Raw genomic sequence first — 19660 nt, 5'->3', positions numbered from 1 at the left:
ACAGCGCCCTCTTAAAAATATATGTGGCAGTACCCTGAATAACATGATTGACTGAGATCCTTTTCTCCTTGTCAGTTAACTCGGAATCTGAGTCTCTGTTTAAATAATTAGCGGCGATAGTCGAAACCCTGCCATTTTTCAAGAACTCATTATTTACCGATTCTTTCCAAGCTTCAAATACAGAAAAACCAGAGAAATACTCGCGAGCATTTTTCTGATTCCCTCCCAACCCTTTAACAGCGCTGGCAATGTTTTCGAGGGACATTCCATACACATAAGAAAGAAACAATATTTTTGCCGCTCTCCTCATTCTTTCATCATTAAATACGCGAACAGACAAATCGTTATAGGCATCTCCATTCTCATATATATCCTTCATTTTTGGATCAGATGAAATAGCTGCCATAATGCCAACTTCAAACTGGTCATAATCCACGTAACAAAGAGACATCCCTTCATCAGGGATAAAAATATTCCGATATTTTTTGGATATGTTCTGAAGGTTTGGCGACTTATGGTATATTCTTGATGTTGAAGTCCAGTGAGATTCAACTATCGGTCTCAGTCTATTAGAACCAGACGAAATTGAATTAAATATTCTATACGTTTTATTCGTCTTTCGAAGGCTTCGCAGGTCATCGGAGTAGCCATCACGCGAAGGCAAAAAATCAAGCAAAAAATCAAGACTATAATCCTGAACGTTATAGCCTAGCTTGATCAATTTCTCCCTGACATCCCCTTCGCTGGGAATTTCGTAAAGCACTTGATGCTTCTCAGCGAACAACTTAAGCTGCCGATAGAAATCCAATTTAATATTGTCTTTGTGCTCTCTAACAACACTATTGTCTACTCGAATACCTCTGCAAGCTGAAAACGTTAGCTTGTTAAAAACAGGCAGCTCCAAACTATAAAATCTTTCCATTTCTCCTGAATTTGACGCCAAAGTTGATATTTTTTCGAAGTATTCAGCAAGCTTGTGAGAAAAAAGCATGTATACGTCATAAACCAACTCTTTACGCCGATAATACATATCCATATAACTATCAAAGTCATCACCAACCTGGAATAGTGGTTTAATAGTTTTGGATACATCCCACGGCTGCACATCTCCATCTACCGATTTAACTCCAATCGCTATCTTTGACAGCAGAACAACATCTATAACTTTCGAGGGCAAGCTATTATGCTTTTTAAACAACGAGCTGGAAATCAACCAGAAATCATGAGTCACAACGAAACAATCAAGTGAAACAACATCTTCAGAATAAACTTCGGTGAAAGCTTCACCATCATATATAAAATATCGATCCCTACCGCTTTCAGAAAAATCTTTCTGGTACGTGAAATATACAGTCCTTCCCTTACTCATAAGGAGATATCTCATCATATATTTCATCGATAAGTGTCGTATTGAAATCCCTTAAATACACCGTATCTCCTTGAAACTTTTTATTCCCCTGCAGTCTAGCCACAGTCCCCCGTAGACGATATCCTACCTTACCGAACATAGGCTTCAGTTTTTCCTTTGGTGTATTCTGAAGTGCAATTAAAAAGTATCTCTGGTGCTGATAAGGCCAAGTTTCCTTAAAGTCCTCAATGAATTCTTCAACTGCACTTTCAAGCCCGATAGATGCAAGGTATATAAAACACGCAGGGACCTCGGGACAATTAACATCTTGTCTAATCAGAGCTTTACAGTATTCCACCAGGTCAGCAGCTTTGAATCTCTTATAAGCCAGAAGTAAAAGAAGGTGATAATTTTGCCAACCATGTATGGCAATATCTTTATTCATTATGAAATCTGCAATTGATTGATTTTGATCATTAGATAAATCTAAATCCATCAACAACTTACAAAACTGATCAGTAGACACTGGCTGTCTATCAAGTTCTCGAATTAGGACATCTGCAATCTCACTGGCCAGAATTGATTTAGAGTCAAATAGGCTCGAAGAAATCAATGTTTTAAATCGATTTATGCAGTAGCGAAAAGGACGACTCTGTGTTTCTCCCTCATCTAATTGTTTCTGTAGAAACTCAAATAATACCGGTATCGACCGAGCGATCACTTTCCTGCTCTTAGACCTCCACATGGTATCTATAAGAGTCATAGTATCATCTGAACTTGGAAAGAACTCTTTGATATTTTCACTTTCCCTATCAAGGATTACAGTTTTCTTCGAGTTTATATTCAGACCAAGCTTTCTTAATTCAAAAATAAGATCGTTGAGCGCTCTTTTTGCTTGATGCTCGCCAGAGCATATGATTCTAATATCATCGACATAGCGAAAGTAATCGTACCCCTTTGCAACCATGTTTTTATCAACCGCATCAAGTACCACATTCGCAATAAATGAAGATGCATCGCGATTTTGTGGCAAACCATGCCTCTCACTGTAGCACCACTTTTTCAGCAACGCCGTCAACGTGCTTACTGCGCTTCGTATTTTATTTTTATCTGGCCCATCTGCTTGAATTGCAGATATCATCTCAATAAACGCATTCTCAATAGCATCTATTGATATTTGCTCAAAGTAATTGAGAAGATCAGTTACCAAAAGGGTTTTATCATCGACTAACGCAAGATGGCTAATGTTCTCGAACGAATTCCACAGCTCAATTCGATGCTTAAAAAGATACTTCTCTTTACCATACTTATTGTATCGATGACTAAATACGCGATTTGATAAAAGTGGATCGAAATATGGAATTAGGTAGCTACAAATCGCTTGGTATAGGAACCTGTCATAAAAGTCTAATTCCAATGTATACCGTAGCCCTAGCGCTCTTTTGGGAACATCATATATAGCCTTATGACCTGACTTATATTCACCATGGTTTATCTCAAGATTTTGCGAAAGAATCTCGTGAAGGTTCTTGCCATTTGATAGAAGATCTTCATACCGCACAGCATCATAGAACCAGTCATCTCTCATGTCTTGACGGAGATGCTTTAGTGTGGTCCCAATGTTGATTGGAAATGCTAGAAGATTTTCACCCAGATCACGTGTCACAAAATACCTATAATTTCTTGTAGCTAAACATCCAAAATGCAGAAGAACTCATTGCGAAATAACAGTGATTATACAGCATTCCATATAACTCAATTGAATACGCCAGCACGTTTATTGATGTCATATAGCCACTTCAACCATCATAAGCCTCTGTTTCAGTTCAACTATTTCGGACACATGGCAGCACATCTAAAATTCGCGTGCCTGCTGATTTTAACGATTCAATCATACTCTATTCATAAATTTAGCTTAGGTCACGCAGAATTTTGTGGAAATGTGTTGGGTCGAGGAGTGGCGGGCTGTGAGTGCTGAGCTTGAGGTGGGTAGTTGCTTAGGGTGCAGTGAATGGGCGGCTAGTCGCCGCCTTCGCGCCGGGCCGCCGCTGCGGGTGCCTTCTTCGCTCGTTGCTCTCGCTCAGTCGTTACACCGCGCTACGGGATTGGGCTATGTGGCTTTATTATCGCGAGCTAAAGCCGCCTCCCACTGGTGGCCACATTTAGTTTTAGAGAATGTTGAGCTTTGTGGCTTGATCGTCGCGAGCTGAAGCTCCCTCCCACAATTTAAGGCCGCCACCAGCCATAGCCATAGCGCAGGGTAGTGAGGATTCGATTATTTTCTCCTCACCATTCACCACTTACGTTTCGCCCCTCCCCTTAAAGCTCAATCCCTTTCTGAGCTTTAATGCCTTGGTCTTTAAAAGCGTGTTTGACCACTTTCATTTCAGTGACGGTGTCGGCTAGGTCGATGAGTGGTTGGGGGGCGTAGCGGCCGGTGACGATGGCGTGTTGCATTTCGGGGCGGGCTTGTAGGTCGTCGAGCACTTGGTCTAGGTCGAGGTACTCGTAGCGTAGGGCGATGTTGAGTTCGTCAAGCAGTACCATGTGGTAGCTGTCATCTTGGAGCATGCGCTTGGCTTGTTCCCAGGCGGCGTTGGCGGCGGCGACGTCGCGTTCGCGGTCTTGAGTGTCCCAGGTGTAACCTTCGCCCATTACGTGGTAGTCCACGTTGGGTAGGTTGCGGAAGAAGGCTTCTTCGCCGGTGCTGAACGCGCCCTTGATGAACTGCACCACGCCAACCTTCATGCCGTGGCCAAGGGCGCGGGCGAGCATGCCAAAACCGGAGCTGCTTTTGCCTTTGCCGGGGCCGGTGAGCACTAGCAAGATGCCCTGCTCTTTATCGGCGCGGGCAATGCGCTCGTTCATGATTTTCTGCTTGGCCGCCATGCGCTGGGCATGGCGTTCCGGAGTTTTGGCATTTTCGCGCATGGGGTCTCCTTGGGGTGTTCTATCTTTTACGATCTAAGTTTTATGCTTTCAGCACGTAGCGCAGAGTTTCCACGACCTGATCGGTGGTGGTGCACCAGGCTTGCGCTTGGGCGTCGACTTCTTTCAGCGGGTGAACGATCTCTTCGCTGTGCAGCGTGATGTAGGGCTTGGCCAGTGCCGCGCAGTAGCCTGCGTCGAAGGCGGCGTTCCACTGTTTGTACTTGTCGCCAAAGCGCACCACCACTAAATCCGCCTGTTCGATCATCGTGCGGGTGCGGATGGCGTTCACTTTGGAAGACTGGTGGTCGCGCCAGAAGCCGTTCTCCGGTTTGCCCAGATGGTCGCCTGCGGCATCAGAGGCGTCGTGGTCGGTCACCGGTGCGGTGAAGACGACACCCAGGCCTGCCGCTTCTGCGCCGCGCTGGATCTCTTCACGCCAGTCAGTGTGAATCTCGCCGGAAAGGTAGACGTAAAAGCTCATGGTAGCTCCTTGAGGGTTGGGGAGTGTTTCGCCGCTCTATGATAGCCCACTGCTGCTTTATGGAAAAATCTTCCATATTTTTAGGTGGGTCGCTGCGCTGTCCCCTATCTATAACTACGCTAGGTGAATTAGTTGGCCGGTGAAGATATCCGCCACCAGTTTAGGCGCTGAAGGGAAGTAGCCATGGAAGTAGCTGGCTACCAAGGTACCATCACGATAAATCGGTTCGGCTTCGCTACCGGCCAGTTTGCGGGTGCGGGCCAGCGGCTGCATGGAGGTTTCCAGCAGCGAGTGGTGGTAGGTGTGGCCGCGCAGCTCGCCGCTTTGGGTGTCCAGGCTTTGCAGCCCAAGTGCTGTCAGCTTACCAGCCATTTTGGCGGTGCCGGGCAGCAGCCCTAGCATGGCGTGGGCACTGCCTTTGCCATCGACTAATTGCTCAACGCAGCTCATTAGCCCGCCGCACTCGGCGAGAATGGGTTTGCCTGCGCGGTGGTGAACGCTGATCGCCTCTCGCATAGGCTGGTTGGCGCTGAAGCGGGCGGCGTGCAGCTCCGGGTAGCCGCCGGGCAGCCAGAGGGCATCGCATTCTGGCAGTGCAGAATCGTTGAGCGGTGAGAAGAAGTGCAGCGTCGCGCCCATCTCTTCTAATACATCGAGATTCGCGCGGTAGATAAACGCAAAGGCGTCGTCTTTGGCGATAGCGATACGCACGCCGCGCAAATAGTCCGGTTCGGGCGTGGGGGCGTCAGCGCTTAGCGTTACCTCTTTGGGCAAGCGGCCTAGCCCGGCCTCTTCTAACACCTTGGCGGCGGCATCTAGCTGGGCATCCAGGCCGCTCAGCTCGCTGGCTTGCACTAGGCCTAAGTGGCGGTCGGGGATTTTCATGGCGTCATGACGGGGAATTGCCCCCAGCAGCGTAATGCCTTCCGGCATGCTCTCATTCAGCAGCTTGCCGTGGCCGGGGCTGCCGACGCGGTTGGCGATCACTTCATGAATGGCGAGGTCGGGGTGGTAGTTGGCAAGGCCTTGGGCCACCGCGCCAAAGGTTTGTGCCATGCCCCAGGCATCGATCACCGGCAGCGCGGGGATGCCCGCCAGAATGGCTAAGTCCGCGCTGGAGGGCGAGCCATCAAATAGCCCCATGGAGCCTTCCACCAAAATCACGTCGGCTTCTTGGGCGGCTTTGGCTAAGCGCCAGCGGCATTCGTGCTCGCCGGTCATCCAGGGGTGAAGCTGATACACCGGCTGGCCGGAAGCGACTTCCTGCACCATGGGGTCTAGGTAGTCGGGGCCGTGTTTGAATACCCGCACGGTGCGCCCGGCGTTACGGTGCAGCCGCGCCAGCGCCGCCGTCACCATAGATTTTCCCTGGCCGGAACCGGGGGCGCTGATAAGTGCCGCGTGTGCTTTACCTTGCAACATGTTACTTCCTTAAATCACTCATGGTCGGTAAGGGGTGCCTGGATGGGCACAAACACCGGCGCGCCATCTACTTCTACCGTGGCAAGCCGCTGGCGGTAGAGCCGCTCTAGAGCACTGGGCACCAGCATGGTGTCCCGTGGGCCCCAGCAGGCTTCGCCACTGGGGTAGAGCAACAGAATGTGGTCGCACCAGCGGGCGGCTAAATTCAAATCGTGCAGGCACATCATCACCGCGCTGCCCTGGGCGGCCTGCTCGGCCATTAGCGCCATTACTGCGCTTTGGTGGTGTAAATCCAGGTGGTTGGTGGGTTCGTCCGCCAGCCAAATATTGGGCGCTTGGGTAAGCACCGTCGCCATCGCTACCCGCTGGCGTTCACCGCCGGAAAGCGTGTTGACCAAGCGGTGGCGAAGATGCGCCACATCCAGCGCTTCCAGGGCGGCCGCGGCGCGAGCGTAGTCGTCGGCACCTTCCATCTGCCACAGGGAAAGGTACGGGTGGCGGCCAATCAGCGCGGTCTCTAGCACCGTGGCGGGAAAGCCGTCTAGCCGCTCTTGAAACACCAGCCCTAGGCGTTGGGCCACTTGCCGCCTGCGCAGTTGGCTAAGCGGCGTGTTGCCTATCAGCACCTGACCAGAACGGGGGGCATTCAGCCCCGCCAGCGTATGCAGCAGCGTGGTTTTGCCCGCCCCGTTGGGGCCAAGCACGCCCCACACCTGCCCTGGCTCGATGGTGAGGTTCAACGCCGTGCCTGCGCTGCGCCCCGGCACGTTGATGATCAGGTCTTGAGTCGCCAAGCGGGTCATCAGCGGCTCCGGTAAAGCAAAAAGAGGAAGGTGGGCACGCCCAGCAGCGCGGTAATCACGCCTACGGGGAGCTGCTCGGGGGCAATCATCGTTCGCGCTAAGGTGTCGGCCAGTACCAGCAGCGTGCCGCCTGCCAGGGCGCAGGCGGGCAGAATCAGCCGCTGGTCGTTGCCTAACAGCAGGCGCAGCATATGGGGCACTACCAGCCCCACAAACCCAATACTGCCTGCGGTGGTCACGGCGGCGGCGGTTAATAGGCTGGCAGCAATGTAGATGCCCCACTCCAGCGGGCGAACATCTACGCCCAGGGCGGCGGCCTGCTGCGGGCCACGGGCCAGCACGTTGAGGCTGCGCCCCAGCGGTATCAGCAGCACGCAGGTGGCCATCAACAGCAGCAAAGGCGGCCACGGCGCGCGGGCGTAGGATAAATCACCCATCAGCCAGTAGAGCATGCCCGGCAGCCGCTCGGCGGGGCTTAGCGCGAGCATCAGGGTAATCACCGCGCCCCACCCTGCGGCCACGACCACACCCGTTAACAGCAGCCGAGAAGGCGTCCAGCCGCCGCTGCCGTGGGCCAAGCCAAACACTAAAAACGTAGAGAGCAGCGCGCCTATAAATGCCGAGCCGGACATCAGCACGCCACCCACGCCTGCCAGCATGGCCGCCAGCGCACCAATGGATGCCCCGCCGGAAATCCCCAGCACGTAGGGGTCCGCCAGCGGGTTACGGAGAAGTACCTGCATTAACGCACCGGCCACCGCCAACAGCCCGCCCACCGCAAAGGCGGAAAGCGCCCGTGGCAGGCGAAGCTCTATCACCATGGTGCGCGCCAGCGCATCGCCCTGGCCCTGCACCACCGCCCAGAGCTGCGCTGCCGAAAGCTGCGCGCTGCCCACTGCCAGAGAAAACAGCATGGCGGCCACGGCAATCAGCGCCAGCAGGCCAAGGGGTTGCCACAGGCGCGCCACCATCAAGAGGCCCCGCGCTTTTGGCGGGTTTGTTCAAGCTTTTCACACAGAATCTGCGCGCCTTCCAACAGGCGCGGCGTGGGCCGCTGAATTAAAGAAGGCGGCACGAAATAGAGGTTACCCGCTTCCACAGCGGCAAGGTTGGGGTACTGCTCCCAGTGGGTGAGCCAGTCGCGGTTCTCCTCCCCCATGCCTCCGGCAATGATGGTCTCGGGGTTGGCTGCCAGCACGGCTTCATCGTCTAAACGCGGTACTAAACGGTGCTGATCGCCAAACACGTTTTCGCCGCCGCACAGCTGCACCACTTGGCCAATCAGGTGTTTATCACTGACGCCCATCAGCGGCTCATCCCACACCTGATAAAACGTAGGTACCGGGTCGCGGTCGCTATAGCGGGCGGTGAGTGCCGCCATGCCTTCCCTGAAAGCATTCGCCGCCTGCCGCCCGACCGGTTCGGTACCGGCCAAGCGAGCTAAGCGTTCGATGGTGTGGGCGACGTCTTCCACGCTGCGCGGCTCGATGTAGAACACCGGCATGCCCAGCGCTTCGAGGGTTTCCATCTGCTCGGCGGGGTTACCGGTGACCCAGCCGATGACTAAATCCGGGGCAAGCCCGACCAGGGCTTCCAAATCGATACGGGTATGGCTGCCTACCGAGGCCACGTCTTGGGCTTCCGGCGGGTAGTCGCTGTAACTCACCACGGCCACCACCTGATCCCCAGCGCCCGCGGCGTAGGTGAGTTCCGTCGCACCCGGGGAAAGCGTGGCAATGCGGTTGGCCGAAGCGTGCAAGCACACTTCCCGGCCCCGGTCGTCTACCGCGCAGCGGCTGGGGTTGTCTGCATGAAGGGGGTTGGCAATCCCGCTGCCTAGCCATAGTAAAGCGGCGCTCAAGGCGCCGCCGATTTGCTGCTGTTTATTGGCCAAAGTGAACACTCAAGAATCCTGCCCGGCCTGCGTTGATGTAGTCAGCGCCGTCAAACGAGCGCGTGGTGACGTAGTCTTGGTCTAGCACGTTCTCTAACGTTACCCGAGCGCTCCACAGCGGCGCAAACTGCCAGCCTGCACGCAGGTTCAACAAACCATACCCGCTCAGGCGATCTTCGTTGGCCGCGTCACGATACCGATGGTTTTGCGCGACCCAAGAGCCACCCAAGGACCACTCCCCCAGCTCGCGGTCTACGTCTAGGCGCAGGCTTTGCGAGGCGCGGTTTTGCAGGCGTTTGCCGGTCAGACGGTTTTCAGGGTCGGTGTAGGTCAGCGCGGCAGCCAGCGTCCACTCATTCACTTCGACGCCGGTACTCAGCTCCGCACCGCGAATACGGGTTTCCGGTACGTTGAACTGCAGCCCCTGGCCCGCAATCAGATTGTCGATATCGGTTTGGTAAAGCGCCGTATCCCAGAACCAGCGGGCATACTGGCCGCGCACACCGACTTCGAGCGACTCGGAGGTTTCAGACGCCAAGTCCGGGTTACCAAAGCCTGGGTAGTAAAGCTGGTTGTAAGTCGGCGCGTTGAACGCAGTGCCATAGTTAGCGCGCAGGGTATGGTGGCCATCCACGTCGTAGCCTACGCCAACGCTGCCCGTCACTTCTTCGCCGTAGGACTCGTTGTCGTCAAAGCGAAGGCTGCCTTGTAGCGTGAAGGGAGAGAAGTCCAACAGGGCTTGAGTGAAAACGGCAGCGTTGCTGCGGCTGGTTTCATCGTAGGCGGTGGTGCTATCTACGCGGTCTTCACTGTACTCGGCCCCGGCGACGACTTCGTGGGCACCCACGGTCACGGTATTTTCCCAACGCGCCGTGCGTATCTTGGTATTGAACACGGAATCGCCGTAATCTGCGAAATTATCGCTTTCATCCCGAGCTTCGCTGAGCGTTAACCGACTGCGCCAGTTGTCGGCCAGCGGTAGCTCGCCGTACACGCCTGCGACCTGCTGGACAAAATCGTTTTCGCCACCGTCGTACTCGTTATGCCCACGGGCACGCAGCGCCAACACGCCTGCTTCGGCACCGTTATCGAACGTGTGCGACACGCGCGCCAGCGCGGAGGTGTTGTCGTAGCCTTTGTCGTCGCCATCACGGCGCACTGGCTGACCGTCGGTATTGAAATGGCTGCCAGAAAAACTATAGCGGGTGCCGCCCTCTTTCCCACTGATGCCGGCACTCAGCCGCTGGGTATTGAACGAGCCGCCCCCCGCCGAGATGCTCGGCTGCGGGCCTTCCTCTTCGCCCTGCGGGGTGAACAACTGAATCACGCCGCCTATGGCATCGGCCCCGTACAGGCTGCCCCGAGGGCCACGAACGATTTCCGCGCGTTCAAACATGCGCGGTTCGAGGGATTGCCAAGCGGCACCGCCGCTGGTGGCTGAATTCAGGCGAATGCCGTCGATCAGCAATACGTTCTGAGCGCTGCCCGTACCGCGAATGAAGACGCTGCTGTTCTTACCAAAGCTGCCGTTACTGGAAACGTCCACGCCCGGCTGGCCGCGCAGCAGGTCGGTGATACTCACGGGGTCTTGGCGGCGCAGCGTGGCCTCGTCGATCACCGTAACCGAAGAGAGGCTATCGTTGGCGGTGCGCGGGGCCAGCGCGGCCGTCACCACGACAGGATTCAACGTGTCGGAGGCGTTCGTCGCGGTATGAGACGCGGTTTGCGCCTGAACGGCCATGGGCAATGCTGCCAAGGCGAAGGCCGCCAGAGAGGCGGAGGAGTGAAAACGATTGAACATGATGGGTCCCTTGCTCGCTGTGCTCACCCGCACAGCGTGTTTTTAGTGACCGGGCAGGGGCACACAAGGGAAACCCGTGGCTGAGCGCCACGTAACTTCTCCCTGCACATGCCCTCCGCATGCCGGTAATCCGTGGCTTTTCTAAGCCATCACTCTTAGGCCGGTCTCCGGGCTGACGAGCGAAAGGGGCCGCTTCACGTAAGCGTCGTACCTTTCCGAACGACCACCTTCCCATGCATAAGCACAGTGGCGTCTCTAGCCGTTCTTATCTCGATCACCGTTGCGGGGGCAGCGTTGGATTCACGAAAAACGTTCACCAACTTCCCGTTTAACTGATGGCGTTAGTGCCACCAGCACCTGAGAGTGCGCGTAAACTAGCAACTTGTTAGGGGTTGGTCAATTTGCCGCCTCGCCTTTCAGCGCCCGCACCAGGCCGTGGCGCACGTACCATACGTGCTCGGCGTGGGCGGCAGCGTCTTGAGTGAACCAGCCGCTCAAATCACGCAGGCGGCGCTGTTCGCGGGCTACGGGCACCAGACCGCGCCCCAATTCGTTGGCGATGATCACCAGCGTCACATGATCCGCGGCCGCGGCTAACGACAGCCGCTGTAAATCTTCTCTCCACTGGGCGCGCCATTCGTCGCTGCTAAAGTCGGAATCCAGCGCGGCGGTGAGCCACTCGAAGAGGCCATGAAGCACCAGCGGCGTGTTGGGCAACATGACGTGAGAGACTTCGTGAAGGCGCTGACCGGGGGCTAACCGCCACCACACTGCGCCGGGAAAGCGTTGTTTTACAGCGTCGCGCTTACCTGCGCTGGCACCGCCGATGAACAGTTGCATTGCCATTCTCCTTTTCCATCCTCACCTGCTTGAAACGCGAGCTGCCAGCGCCGTCCTTGGGCTTGATGAACGATCCCCTCCCAAAAATCGAGAGTTTCAAAGCGGCGGCGTAGCTCACGAATGACGCCGCCGTGAGTGACCACCAGCACTTTTTGATAACCGTGTTGTTGGGTGTGTGCCGCTACATCGTCGAGCCACGCATCCAGCCGTTCACGCAGTTGACCAGAGGACTCCCCGCCCGGAATTTGCAGCTCTCCGGCGCTATCTATCCAGGCGCGATAGTGCGGCAATTCTTTTAATTCATCGTAAACCTTGCCTTCGTACTCGCCAAAGTCGAGCTCCCGCAGGCGTGGCTCCACATACACGGGAATGCCCGGTTTAGCCGCCTGCGACCAAGCCAGGGTTTCCTGGCAGCGGCCTAGGTCGCTGGCATAAATGGCGTCGAAACGTTCGTCGGCCAGGGCCGCGCGCAGCGCTAGAAGCCCCTCCTCCGCATCGGGAAACAGTAGCGGAATGTCCCGCTGGCCCTGGTAACGGCGCTCTAGATTCCAGGCAGTGATACCGTGACGAACTGCCACCAGCTCCACATTAAGATCAGTAGCCAAAGCTCTCCTCCTTCGATGGTGGCACCGACCATATCCCCGTTGATGCCGTTAAATAAGCGCAGCAGCGCTAAGCGCGCCAGCGTGACCCAACACACCACCCCTAGCAGCCACAGCGCTGCCGACGGCCATGGCATGGCGAGCGGTAGCAGCGGCAAAAGCGCCAAACCAACGTCGCGGCGACCCAACGACTGCTGCCAGCTCCACGCCAGGCCCCGTGAGTGGGCGCATGGGGTCAATATAAGTAGCGCGACTCCCGCCCAGCGCCCCAGCGCGGGCACGACCATCAGCCACCACAGTGGCGCGTGATACTGCAGCAGCGCCCAGAGCAACACGCCCTTCCAGGCCAGCAAAAACAGCAGCGCGAGCATACCGAAGCTGCCGATTTGCGGGTCTTTCATGATCTCCCAGCGCCGTTTAAGAGGCTGGTTGCTGCCCAGCGCATCGGCCAGATCCATCACGCCATCCAGATGCAACCCACCCGTGACGCCGACCCACACGCTGAGCAGTATCAGCGCGCTTATGGGCGTGGGAGTGTGCGCGTGTTCCAGCAGTAACGCGGCTAGCGCGAGCAGGCCGCCGATGAGCAGGCCGACGAGCGGATAGGCGCGAATGGCCCAGCGGCGGGTGTCAGGCGTCCAGGGGCAGGCCACCGGAATGGGCAATCGTGTCAAGAACTGCAGGGCCAGCAGCCCACCGTAAAGGACGTTATTCACGTATTCGCGACCGCCTTCCAATCGACGCCCTGGCCGGCCACCACTTCGACCACCCGCTCCGCCTCGGCGGCCAGCCAGCGATGCAGCATTTGCAGAAATTCGACATAGCGCAGTGTATAGGGGTCGTTGGGTAGCGGCGCTTCGTTCAGATCGTTGGAAACGATGACGAGGGTAATGTCTCGCGCCCGGGCATCCTGAAGGCAGCGTACCAGCAGCGCGAACCCCTCGGTCGTGGAGAGCGGATCGCTCTCATCGGCGTCGGCATTGAACATGACTTGGCTCGCCCAGAGGGTAAGGCAATCCAGTAGGGCGGCATGGCCGTTAGGTACTTGCGCGATGGCTTGGTCGATGGCCAGCGGTGCCTCCAGCGTCACCCATGCAGACGGCGCACCGTCTGCCTCTCGCTCGGCTTGGTGACGTGAGACCCGCTCGGCCATCTCGTCGTCGTATATGTCAGCGGTGGCCACGTAAAAACACGGTTTGCCGTTGGCGGCTTGCAGGACGCACTGTTCAGCGACGTGACTCTTACCGGAGCGTGCGCCCCCACTAACGAACACAATCATGTAACACCTTTAACAATCGATCATTTGCCGAGCCATCGCGCACGGCCAGCCGCAGCCAATCACCGTCGAGCGCTGCAAAGCTGTAGGTATGCCGCGCCAGCATACCGTGATGCAGCAAGCGTTCAAGCAGCAGCACGCTGGAAAGCCCGCGCTGGCACAACGCTGGACCTGGCCGCACCAAATAAAAGCAGCTATGGCTGGGCACCACGGTAAGCCCTGCCTCTGCCAGCGCTTGCCCCATGCGCGGCTGTTCGCGCGCCAGCCACTGCCGCGTGCGCTGGGCAAAGGCCGTATCCGCCAACAGCGGTGCCACCAGCTCGGCAGCGAGGTGATTCACGCTCCAGGGCGGCTGATGGCATGCCAGGGCGGCAACGCGCTCGGCACTCGCCAGCACGTATCCCAGGCGTAGCCCGGGCAGCGTGTAAAATTTGGTCATGGAGCGCAGCAGCACAAGCTGCGGGTAGTAGGCTAGCAGCGGCGTGAGTGGCTCGGCATCGAGGGCGAGATCGATAAACGCTTCATCCACCACTAGCGTTGCCGTGGTGGGCATGCACGAGAGCAAACGCTCAATTTCTGTAGCGGAAATCAGCGTGCCGGTGGGATTATTGGGGCGGCATAGAAAGATCACGTCTGCTTGGAGGACACCCTCGTCGAGCGCTGCCACTTGCAGACCGAAACAAGGTGCCTCAAGGGCAGTTTCCGTTACCACTAGCCGATGCGCTGCGCAGGCCCTGGCATACTCACCAAAGGTGGGTGTTATGATCAGCCCGCGCTGGCCTGCATGAAGGGCAGCGGCTAAAAAAATGGCGTCTGCCCCGCCGTTGGTGAGCAGCACTTGCTCCGGCGCTACGCCCTCATGTTCGGCAATGGCTTGCCGCGCGGCGCGGTAGCTGGGCTCCGGGTAGCGGCTTAACCCGCTAAAACGTTCAACCAACCAATCCGCCACCCAGGGCGGCGGCCCCAGCGGGTTGAGGTTCGCGCTCACATCCTCGACCGGGTGATCGGCAGGCAGCCCAAAGCGCGCCAGCAGCGCCGCTGCGTCGCCGCCGTGGTCTGGCCAGGGAGCCGTCGTCATCGCAGCCCCCAGAGAAGCGCCAAGAGCGCGCTCACCGTGAAGAACAGTAGCCACCCGCCGTGCATCAGCCGTAACGTCGCCACGATATGACGGACATCGAGCGGCATACATGCGCTTCCCAGCGTCGCTCTATGAGACGCCACGCCCTGATACATATTAGTGCCGCCTAGCTGCACGCCCAGCAGATTCGCTACCATCGCTTCCGGCCATCCGGCGTTGGGACTGGGGTGGCGCGGCGCCTCCCGGCAGGTGGCGGCCAGCGCGCCTCGCCAGCGTGATACGGTGACGCCTCGCCCTATCAAGCCGCTGCCCGCTAGCCATAAACAGAGCGCCGTCAGCCGAGCGGGCAGCCAGTTGGCGATATCGTCGAGCTTGGCGGACGCGTAGCCGAAATCCGCGTAGCGCTCGTTGCGATAGCCCACCATGGAATCGAGCGTGTTGATCGCTTTGTACGCTAGCGCCAGGGGCGCGCCGCCGATAACGGCAAACAGCAGCGGCGAGGTAATGCCATCCACGGTGTTCTCGGCAATGGTCTCTACCGCACCTCGTGTGATCTCGGGTTCATCCAGTGAGTCGGTATCGCGACCTACGACCATCGACAGCGCATGACGAGCGGCGGCCAGATACCCTTGGGCTAGGGGTTGCGCGATGGCTTTCCCGGCCTCGGCGAGACCTTTGATCGCCAGCGTGGTGGCCAGTAGCCAAAGCTCGGCGGCGAGGCCTAGCCAAGGGTGAAGCTGGGTCAGCAGGGCCACCACCAGCCACGCGGCGGTGAACGTGCCCAGTACGATCACCGCCGTCAGTAAAAAGCCCATTGCGCGGCGGTACTGGGCGCTGCCGTGGTTCCAGCGCCGCTCCAGGGCGCTGATGCCCCGACCGATGATCACCACCGGATGCGGCAGCGCGCGGGGGTCGCCCACGATGAGATCGAGCACGATGGCCAATGCGACAAGCGTCACTGAGGCGGGCAGCAGGCTCATACTCCGCCGCTGCTCACGCCCGCCTTCGTAAAGGTAGCCATGTCGCTGAGCATTGAGGCGGCGGCCTGTACTAGCGGGAACGCCAGCACGGCGCCGCTGCCCTCCCCCAGACGCATACCCAGGGCCAGAAGCGGCTCGGTTTCTAGTGCCGCAAGCGCGGTGGCATGGCCAGGTTCTTCGGAGCGATGACCAAAGATGAGATAATCGCGCACCGCCGGAGATATGCGACACGCCGTCAGCGCAGCCACGGTGGCGATGAAGCCATCGACGATGGCGGGTAGTCGATGGGCGGCAGCGGCCAAATAGGCCCCCGTCATGGCGGCAATCTCCAGCCCGCCGAGTTTGCTGAGTACGTCTAAAGGATCGTCGGCGTTGGCTTGGCGGGCGTGTAGCGCCTGCTCGATCACCGCCGCCTTGTGCGCTTGCTGGGCGCTGCTTATCCCGGTCCCCGCGCCGACCACCGACGCCACCGGCACCTGGATGAGCGCCGCCAGCATGGCGCTGCTGGCGGTGGTGTTGGCAATGCCCATTTCACCGACGATGATGCTCCTCGCGCCCTGACCCGCCAAACGCTCTACCGTGTCGGCACCCACACCAATGGCGCACAGCGCCTCCTCTCGGCTCATGGCGTCTTCCCGCACCATGTTCGCCGTACCGGCGCGCACCTTGGCACCGACCACGCTCGGCAGTGACAGCGGTGACGCCACCCCTACATCGACCACGTCGACCTGAGCGCCCATCTGACGAGCGAAGACATTGATGGCCGCTCCCCCCTGGGCGAAATTCGCCACCATCTGAGCGGTCACTTCCTGGGGAAACGCCGACACCCCCTCGTCGGCCACGCCGTGGTCGGCAGCAAACACGGCCACGCCCGGCGGAGAGACGCGGGGTTTGCGCTGGCCGGTGATGGCACTCAACTGAATGGCGAGCGTTTCGAGCCGGCCTAGACTGCCGGGGGGTTTGGTCAGCGTATCGAGATATGCCCGGGTGCGCTCCCCCTCGGCGCTATCTACCGCGCGAATGCGCGCCAGGAGTGACTGAAGTCGCTGTTCGGCGGTCGGCTCGTTGTCCATCACAATTCTCCACAGGCTGGTGGCGCAGGATAGTAGCAAAACCAGGGCTGCTATACTTGCGCATTAACCATGAAACAGGCGCTTGCACGCCGTTTTTTTCTATCATTCATCAAAGCATCATGCGCGACGGCGATAGTTGTTAACCATTAGGGTAATAAAACTACAACTTAAGCTATAAATAGCGATTTTATTGCCGTAAAGTCTCTTATATCGACGCCATAAGATGTAAAATAACTACAAACTTGACTCACCGTCTCGACACATGCAGAGGTCCCTATGCCTGGTTCAACACCCGCTACACTCAATCCTACGGTTGCCGAGGTTACCCAACGCATTCGTGAGCGCTCTGCCGAGCGACGCGCCCTGTATGAGCGCCGCATGGCAGACCAGCACAAACGCGGCGTGCATCGCGCCGAACTCTCTTGCGGCAACCTCGCCCACGGTTTTGCTGCCTGTAGCGTGCAGGAAAAAGACTCCCTGAAGCTGATGAACAGCGCCAACCTGGGGATCATTTCTGCCTACAACGATATGCTCTCGGCCCACCAGCCGTTCGAAACCTTCCCGGAAACCATCAAAGCGGCCGCCCGCGCCATGGGCTCTACCGCCCAGTTTGCCGGTGGCGTGCCCGCCATGTGCGATGGCGTGACCCAAGGCCAGCCGGGCATGGAACTCTCGCTGTTCTCCCGCGATGTGATTGCCATGGCCACCGCCGTGGGCCTATCGCACAACATGTTCGATGCCGCGCTTTACCTCGGCGTGTGCGATAAAATTGTCCCTGGCCTGTTCATCGGCGCGGCGCGCTTTGGTCACCTGCCCGCCATGTTCGTACCCGCAGGCCCGATGCCCAGCGGCCTGCCGAACAAAGAAAAAGCGCGCATTCGCCAGCTCTACGCCGAAGGCAAAGTGGGGCGCGAGGAGCTACTGCAGGCGGAGTCCGACTCTTACCACAGCCCCGGCACCTGCACCTTCTACGGCACCGCTAACTCCAACCAGCTAATGATGGAAGTGATGGGCCTGCACCTGCCGGGCACCTCGTTCGTCAATCCTGGCACCGAGATGCGCGAAGCGCTGACCCGCTACGCCACTGAACAGGCCATTCGTAACACCGAACCTGGCGGCGAGTACCGTCCGTTCTATAAGCAGATCGACGAGCGCGCCATCGTCAACGCCGTGGTCGGTCTGCTGGCCTCCGGCGGTTCCACCAACCACACCATGCACCTGATTGCCATGGCGGCAGCGGCGGGCATTACGCTGAACTGGGATGACTTCACCGACCTGTCAGCGGTCACCCCCAGCCTGATGAAGGTGTACCCCAACGGCCAGGCAGACATCAACCACTTCCAGGCAGCGGGCGGCATGAGCTACCTGTTCCGCGAACTGCTAGGCGCGGGCCTGCTCCATGGCGATATTCCCACCGTGTTTGGCACCGACCTGACCGCTTACACCCAAGAGCCCTTCCTGGAAGATGGCAAAGTGGTATGGCGCGAAGGTCCGGAAAAGAGCCTGGACGAAGAAGTGCTGCGCCCGGTCGCTACACCCTTCGCCCCCACCGGCGGCCTAACCGTGATGAAAGGCAACCTGGGCCGCGGCGTGATCAAGGTCTCGGCGGTAGCCGAAGAGCACCGCATCGTCGAAGCGCCGGTGAAGATCTTCGAAGACCAAAACGAAATGAAAGCGGCGTTTGAGTCGGGCGAGCTGGACCGCGACGTGATCGTGGTGGTTCGCTTCCAAGGCCCCAAAGCCAACGGCATGCCCGAGCTGCACAAACTGACGCCGTTCCTAGGCGTGCTCCAGGATCGCGGCTTCAAGGTTGCCCTCGTCACCGATGGCCGCATGTCTGGCGCATCGGGCAAAGTGCCCGCCTCCATCCACATGAGCCCAGAAGCGCTGGACGGCGGCCCGCTGGCCAAGCTGCGCGATGGTGACGTGGTACGCCTGGATGCCAACGCCGGCACGTTGGAAGCCAAAGTAGACGCCGCCACCTGGGCCGAGCGTGAACTCGTCGTTGCCAATCTAGACCACTACCATGTGGGCCTGGGCCGCGAGCTGTTCTCTGGCTTCCGCCACCTCGCCATGCGCGGTGAAGAGGGTGCAGGTTCTCTGGGCGGCTTCGAAGCCGACGATCTCGCTCGTCAAGAAGGTCAGATTTTTCAAGAGGACGCCTGATGCGACCGGCATTAATCGGGGACATTGGCGGCACGAATGCTCGCCTGGCGTTGGTCACGCCGGGCGAGGTCACGCCCCACGACATTCTTAACCTACCCTGCGCCGATTACCCCGGCGTGATCGAAGCGATTCAGGACTATCTCGCACGGGTGGGCGCAACCGGCGACAACGCGCCCAAAGAAGCTTGTTTGGCGTTCGCCTGCCCGGTGCACGCCGAGCGGGTAAAGATGACCAACAACCATTGGGACTTTATGAAAAGCGACGTTCAGCAGGCGCTGAATCTGTCGCTGTTTAAAGTCATCAATGACTTCACCGCCCAAGCGCTGGGCGTTCCCCACGTGGGGGAAGATAACCTGGTGGAAGTGCAGCCTGGGGAAGCCCAGTCGCACTCTACCCGCTTGGTCATCGGCCCCGGTACGGGCCTGGGCGTTGCCGGCGTGTTCCCCGGCCAGCATGCCTGGATTCCGCTGCCGACCGAGGGCGGCCACGTTACCTTTGCGCCTACCGACACCACCGAACGCGCGCTGCTGGACGTGTTCTTACAGCGCCACCAGCGGGTGAGCGTCGAGCGCATTCTGTGCGGCCAGGGGCTGCTAGAGCTATATCAAGCCCACTGCACCCTGGAAGGCCAAACGCCGCGCTGCGAGACCCCCGCCGAGGTGACTCAAGCGGCCAACCAGGGCGATGCCCTGGCAACGGCTACCCTGCTGCGCTTTTTGAAAATTCTCGGCGACGTGTGCGGCGATGCCACCCTGACCATGGGCGCCCGCGGCGGCGTGTATCTCTGCGGCGGCATTCTGCCCCGCCTGTTGGACTGGCTGCCCAAGTGCGAGCTTCGCGCAAGCTTTGTTAATAAAGGGCGCATGGGCGCGTACAACGCCGATATTCCTGTGTGGATCGTGACGCACCCATGGACCGGCCTGCTGGGTGCCGCCGAAGCGCTGCATAACGAAGAAGTCTTTTAA

At 58.1% G+C, this 19660-nt stretch carries 18 protein-coding genes and 1 riboswitch; of the genes, 2 read left to right on the top strand and 16 right to left on the bottom strand.

Annotated features, from left to right (window positions below):
* The 16 genes from QIT27_RS16250 to cobT form a co-directional block, all read right to left on the bottom strand.
* Positions 1-1369: DNA polymerase (locus QIT27_RS16250; protein WP_285264406.1), on the bottom strand; the 1369-nt coding region annotated here is incomplete at its 3' end.
* Positions 1362-3014: an RNA-directed DNA polymerase gene (locus tag QIT27_RS16245; protein WP_285264405.1), complete on the bottom strand. Its 1653-nt coding sequence runs from the start codon at positions 3012-3014 to the stop codon at positions 1362-1364. The genes QIT27_RS16250 and QIT27_RS16245, both read right to left, overlap by 8 nt.
* Positions 3015-3667: 653 nt before the next feature.
* Complete coding sequence (gene cobO / locus QIT27_RS16240) at positions 3668-4279, bottom strand: cob(I)yrinic acid a,c-diamide adenosyltransferase (RefSeq protein WP_285264404.1); 612 nt, start codon at positions 4277-4279, stop codon at positions 3668-3670.
* Between the two features lie 40 nt (positions 4280-4319).
* Positions 4320-4760 (bottom strand): YtoQ family protein, encoded by a 441-nt coding sequence (locus QIT27_RS16235; protein WP_285264403.1) that lies wholly within the window; start codon positions 4758-4760, stop codon positions 4320-4322.
* Positions 4761-4874: 114 nt separating this feature from the next.
* Complete coding sequence (locus tag QIT27_RS16230) at positions 4875-6182, bottom strand: cobyrinic acid a,c-diamide synthase CobB (RefSeq protein WP_285264402.1); 1308 nt, start codon at positions 6180-6182, stop codon at positions 4875-4877.
* Positions 6183-6196: 14 nt separating this feature from the next.
* Entirely contained in the window at positions 6197-6985 is a 789-nt protein-coding gene (locus tag QIT27_RS16225; protein ID WP_285264401.1) for an ABC transporter ATP-binding protein, read from the bottom strand.
* The gene (locus QIT27_RS16220; RefSeq protein ID WP_285264400.1) at positions 6985-7956 is read right to left on the bottom strand and encodes a FecCD family ABC transporter permease; all 972 of its coding nucleotides are present in this window, start codon (positions 7954-7956) and stop codon (positions 6985-6987) included. The genes QIT27_RS16225 and QIT27_RS16220 overlap by 1 nt, the downstream gene beginning before the upstream one ends.
* Positions 7956-8888, bottom strand: coding sequence for a cobalamin-binding protein (locus QIT27_RS16215; RefSeq protein WP_285264399.1), 933 nt, complete (start codon positions 8886-8888; stop codon positions 7956-7958). The genes QIT27_RS16220 and QIT27_RS16215 overlap by 1 nt, the downstream gene beginning before the upstream one ends.
* Positions 8869-10680, bottom strand: a complete 1812-nt coding sequence (locus tag QIT27_RS16210; RefSeq protein WP_285264398.1) for a TonB-dependent receptor domain-containing protein — start codon at positions 10678-10680, stop codon at positions 8869-8871. Before QIT27_RS16210 ends, QIT27_RS16215 begins: the two co-directional genes overlap by 20 nt.
* 141 nt (positions 10681-10821) lie before the next feature.
* Positions 10822-11056: riboswitch (cobalamin riboswitch) on the bottom strand.
* Between the two features lie 20 nt (positions 11057-11076).
* A complete protein-coding gene (locus QIT27_RS16205; RefSeq protein ID WP_253018925.1) occupies positions 11077-11520 on the bottom strand; it encodes a bifunctional adenosylcobinamide kinase/adenosylcobinamide-phosphate guanylyltransferase in 444 nt (147 codons plus the stop codon).
* A complete protein-coding gene (locus tag QIT27_RS16200) occupies positions 11472-12125 on the bottom strand; it encodes a histidine phosphatase family protein (protein ID WP_285264397.1) in 654 nt (217 codons plus the stop codon). The genes QIT27_RS16205 and QIT27_RS16200 overlap by 49 nt, the downstream gene beginning before the upstream one ends.
* Entirely contained in the window at positions 12062-12838 is a 777-nt protein-coding gene (gene cobS, locus QIT27_RS16195) for an adenosylcobinamide-GDP ribazoletransferase (RefSeq protein WP_285264396.1), read from the bottom strand. The genes QIT27_RS16200 and cobS overlap by 64 nt, the downstream gene beginning before the upstream one ends.
* Positions 12835-13401, bottom strand: coding sequence for a bifunctional adenosylcobinamide kinase/adenosylcobinamide-phosphate guanylyltransferase (locus QIT27_RS16190; RefSeq protein WP_285264395.1), 567 nt, complete (start codon positions 13399-13401; stop codon positions 12835-12837). The genes cobS and QIT27_RS16190 overlap by 4 nt, the downstream gene beginning before the upstream one ends.
* Positions 13385-14476, bottom strand: coding sequence for a threonine-phosphate decarboxylase CobD (gene cobD, locus QIT27_RS16185; protein ID WP_285264394.1), 1092 nt, complete (start codon positions 14474-14476; stop codon positions 13385-13387). Before cobD ends, QIT27_RS16190 begins: the two co-directional genes overlap by 17 nt.
* A complete protein-coding gene (gene cbiB / locus QIT27_RS16180) occupies positions 14473-15456 on the bottom strand; it encodes an adenosylcobinamide-phosphate synthase CbiB (protein ID WP_285264393.1) in 984 nt (327 codons plus the stop codon). Before cbiB ends, cobD begins: the two co-directional genes overlap by 4 nt.
* Positions 15453-16529: a nicotinate-nucleotide--dimethylbenzimidazole phosphoribosyltransferase gene (cobT, locus tag QIT27_RS16175; protein WP_285264392.1), complete on the bottom strand. Its 1077-nt coding sequence runs from the start codon at positions 16527-16529 to the stop codon at positions 15453-15455. The genes cbiB and cobT overlap by 4 nt, the downstream gene beginning before the upstream one ends.
* A 276-nt stretch (positions 16530-16805) precedes the next feature.
* On the opposite strand from cobT, the gene edd reads away from it, so the two are divergent.
* Positions 16806-18695, top strand: coding sequence for a phosphogluconate dehydratase (edd, locus tag QIT27_RS16170; RefSeq protein ID WP_285264391.1), 1890 nt, complete (start codon positions 16806-16808; stop codon positions 18693-18695).
* On the top strand, positions 18695-19660 hold the full coding sequence (gene glk / locus QIT27_RS16165) for a glucokinase (protein ID WP_253018933.1): 966 nt from the start codon (positions 18695-18697) through the stop codon (positions 19658-19660). Before edd ends, glk begins: the two co-directional genes overlap by 1 nt.

This window comes from Halomonas sp. LC1, assembly GCF_030247125.1.
In the GTDB taxonomy this organism is placed as follows: Bacteria; Pseudomonadota; Gammaproteobacteria; order Pseudomonadales; family Halomonadaceae; genus Vreelandella.
This window is presented reverse-complemented; position numbering and strand designations above follow the sequence as displayed.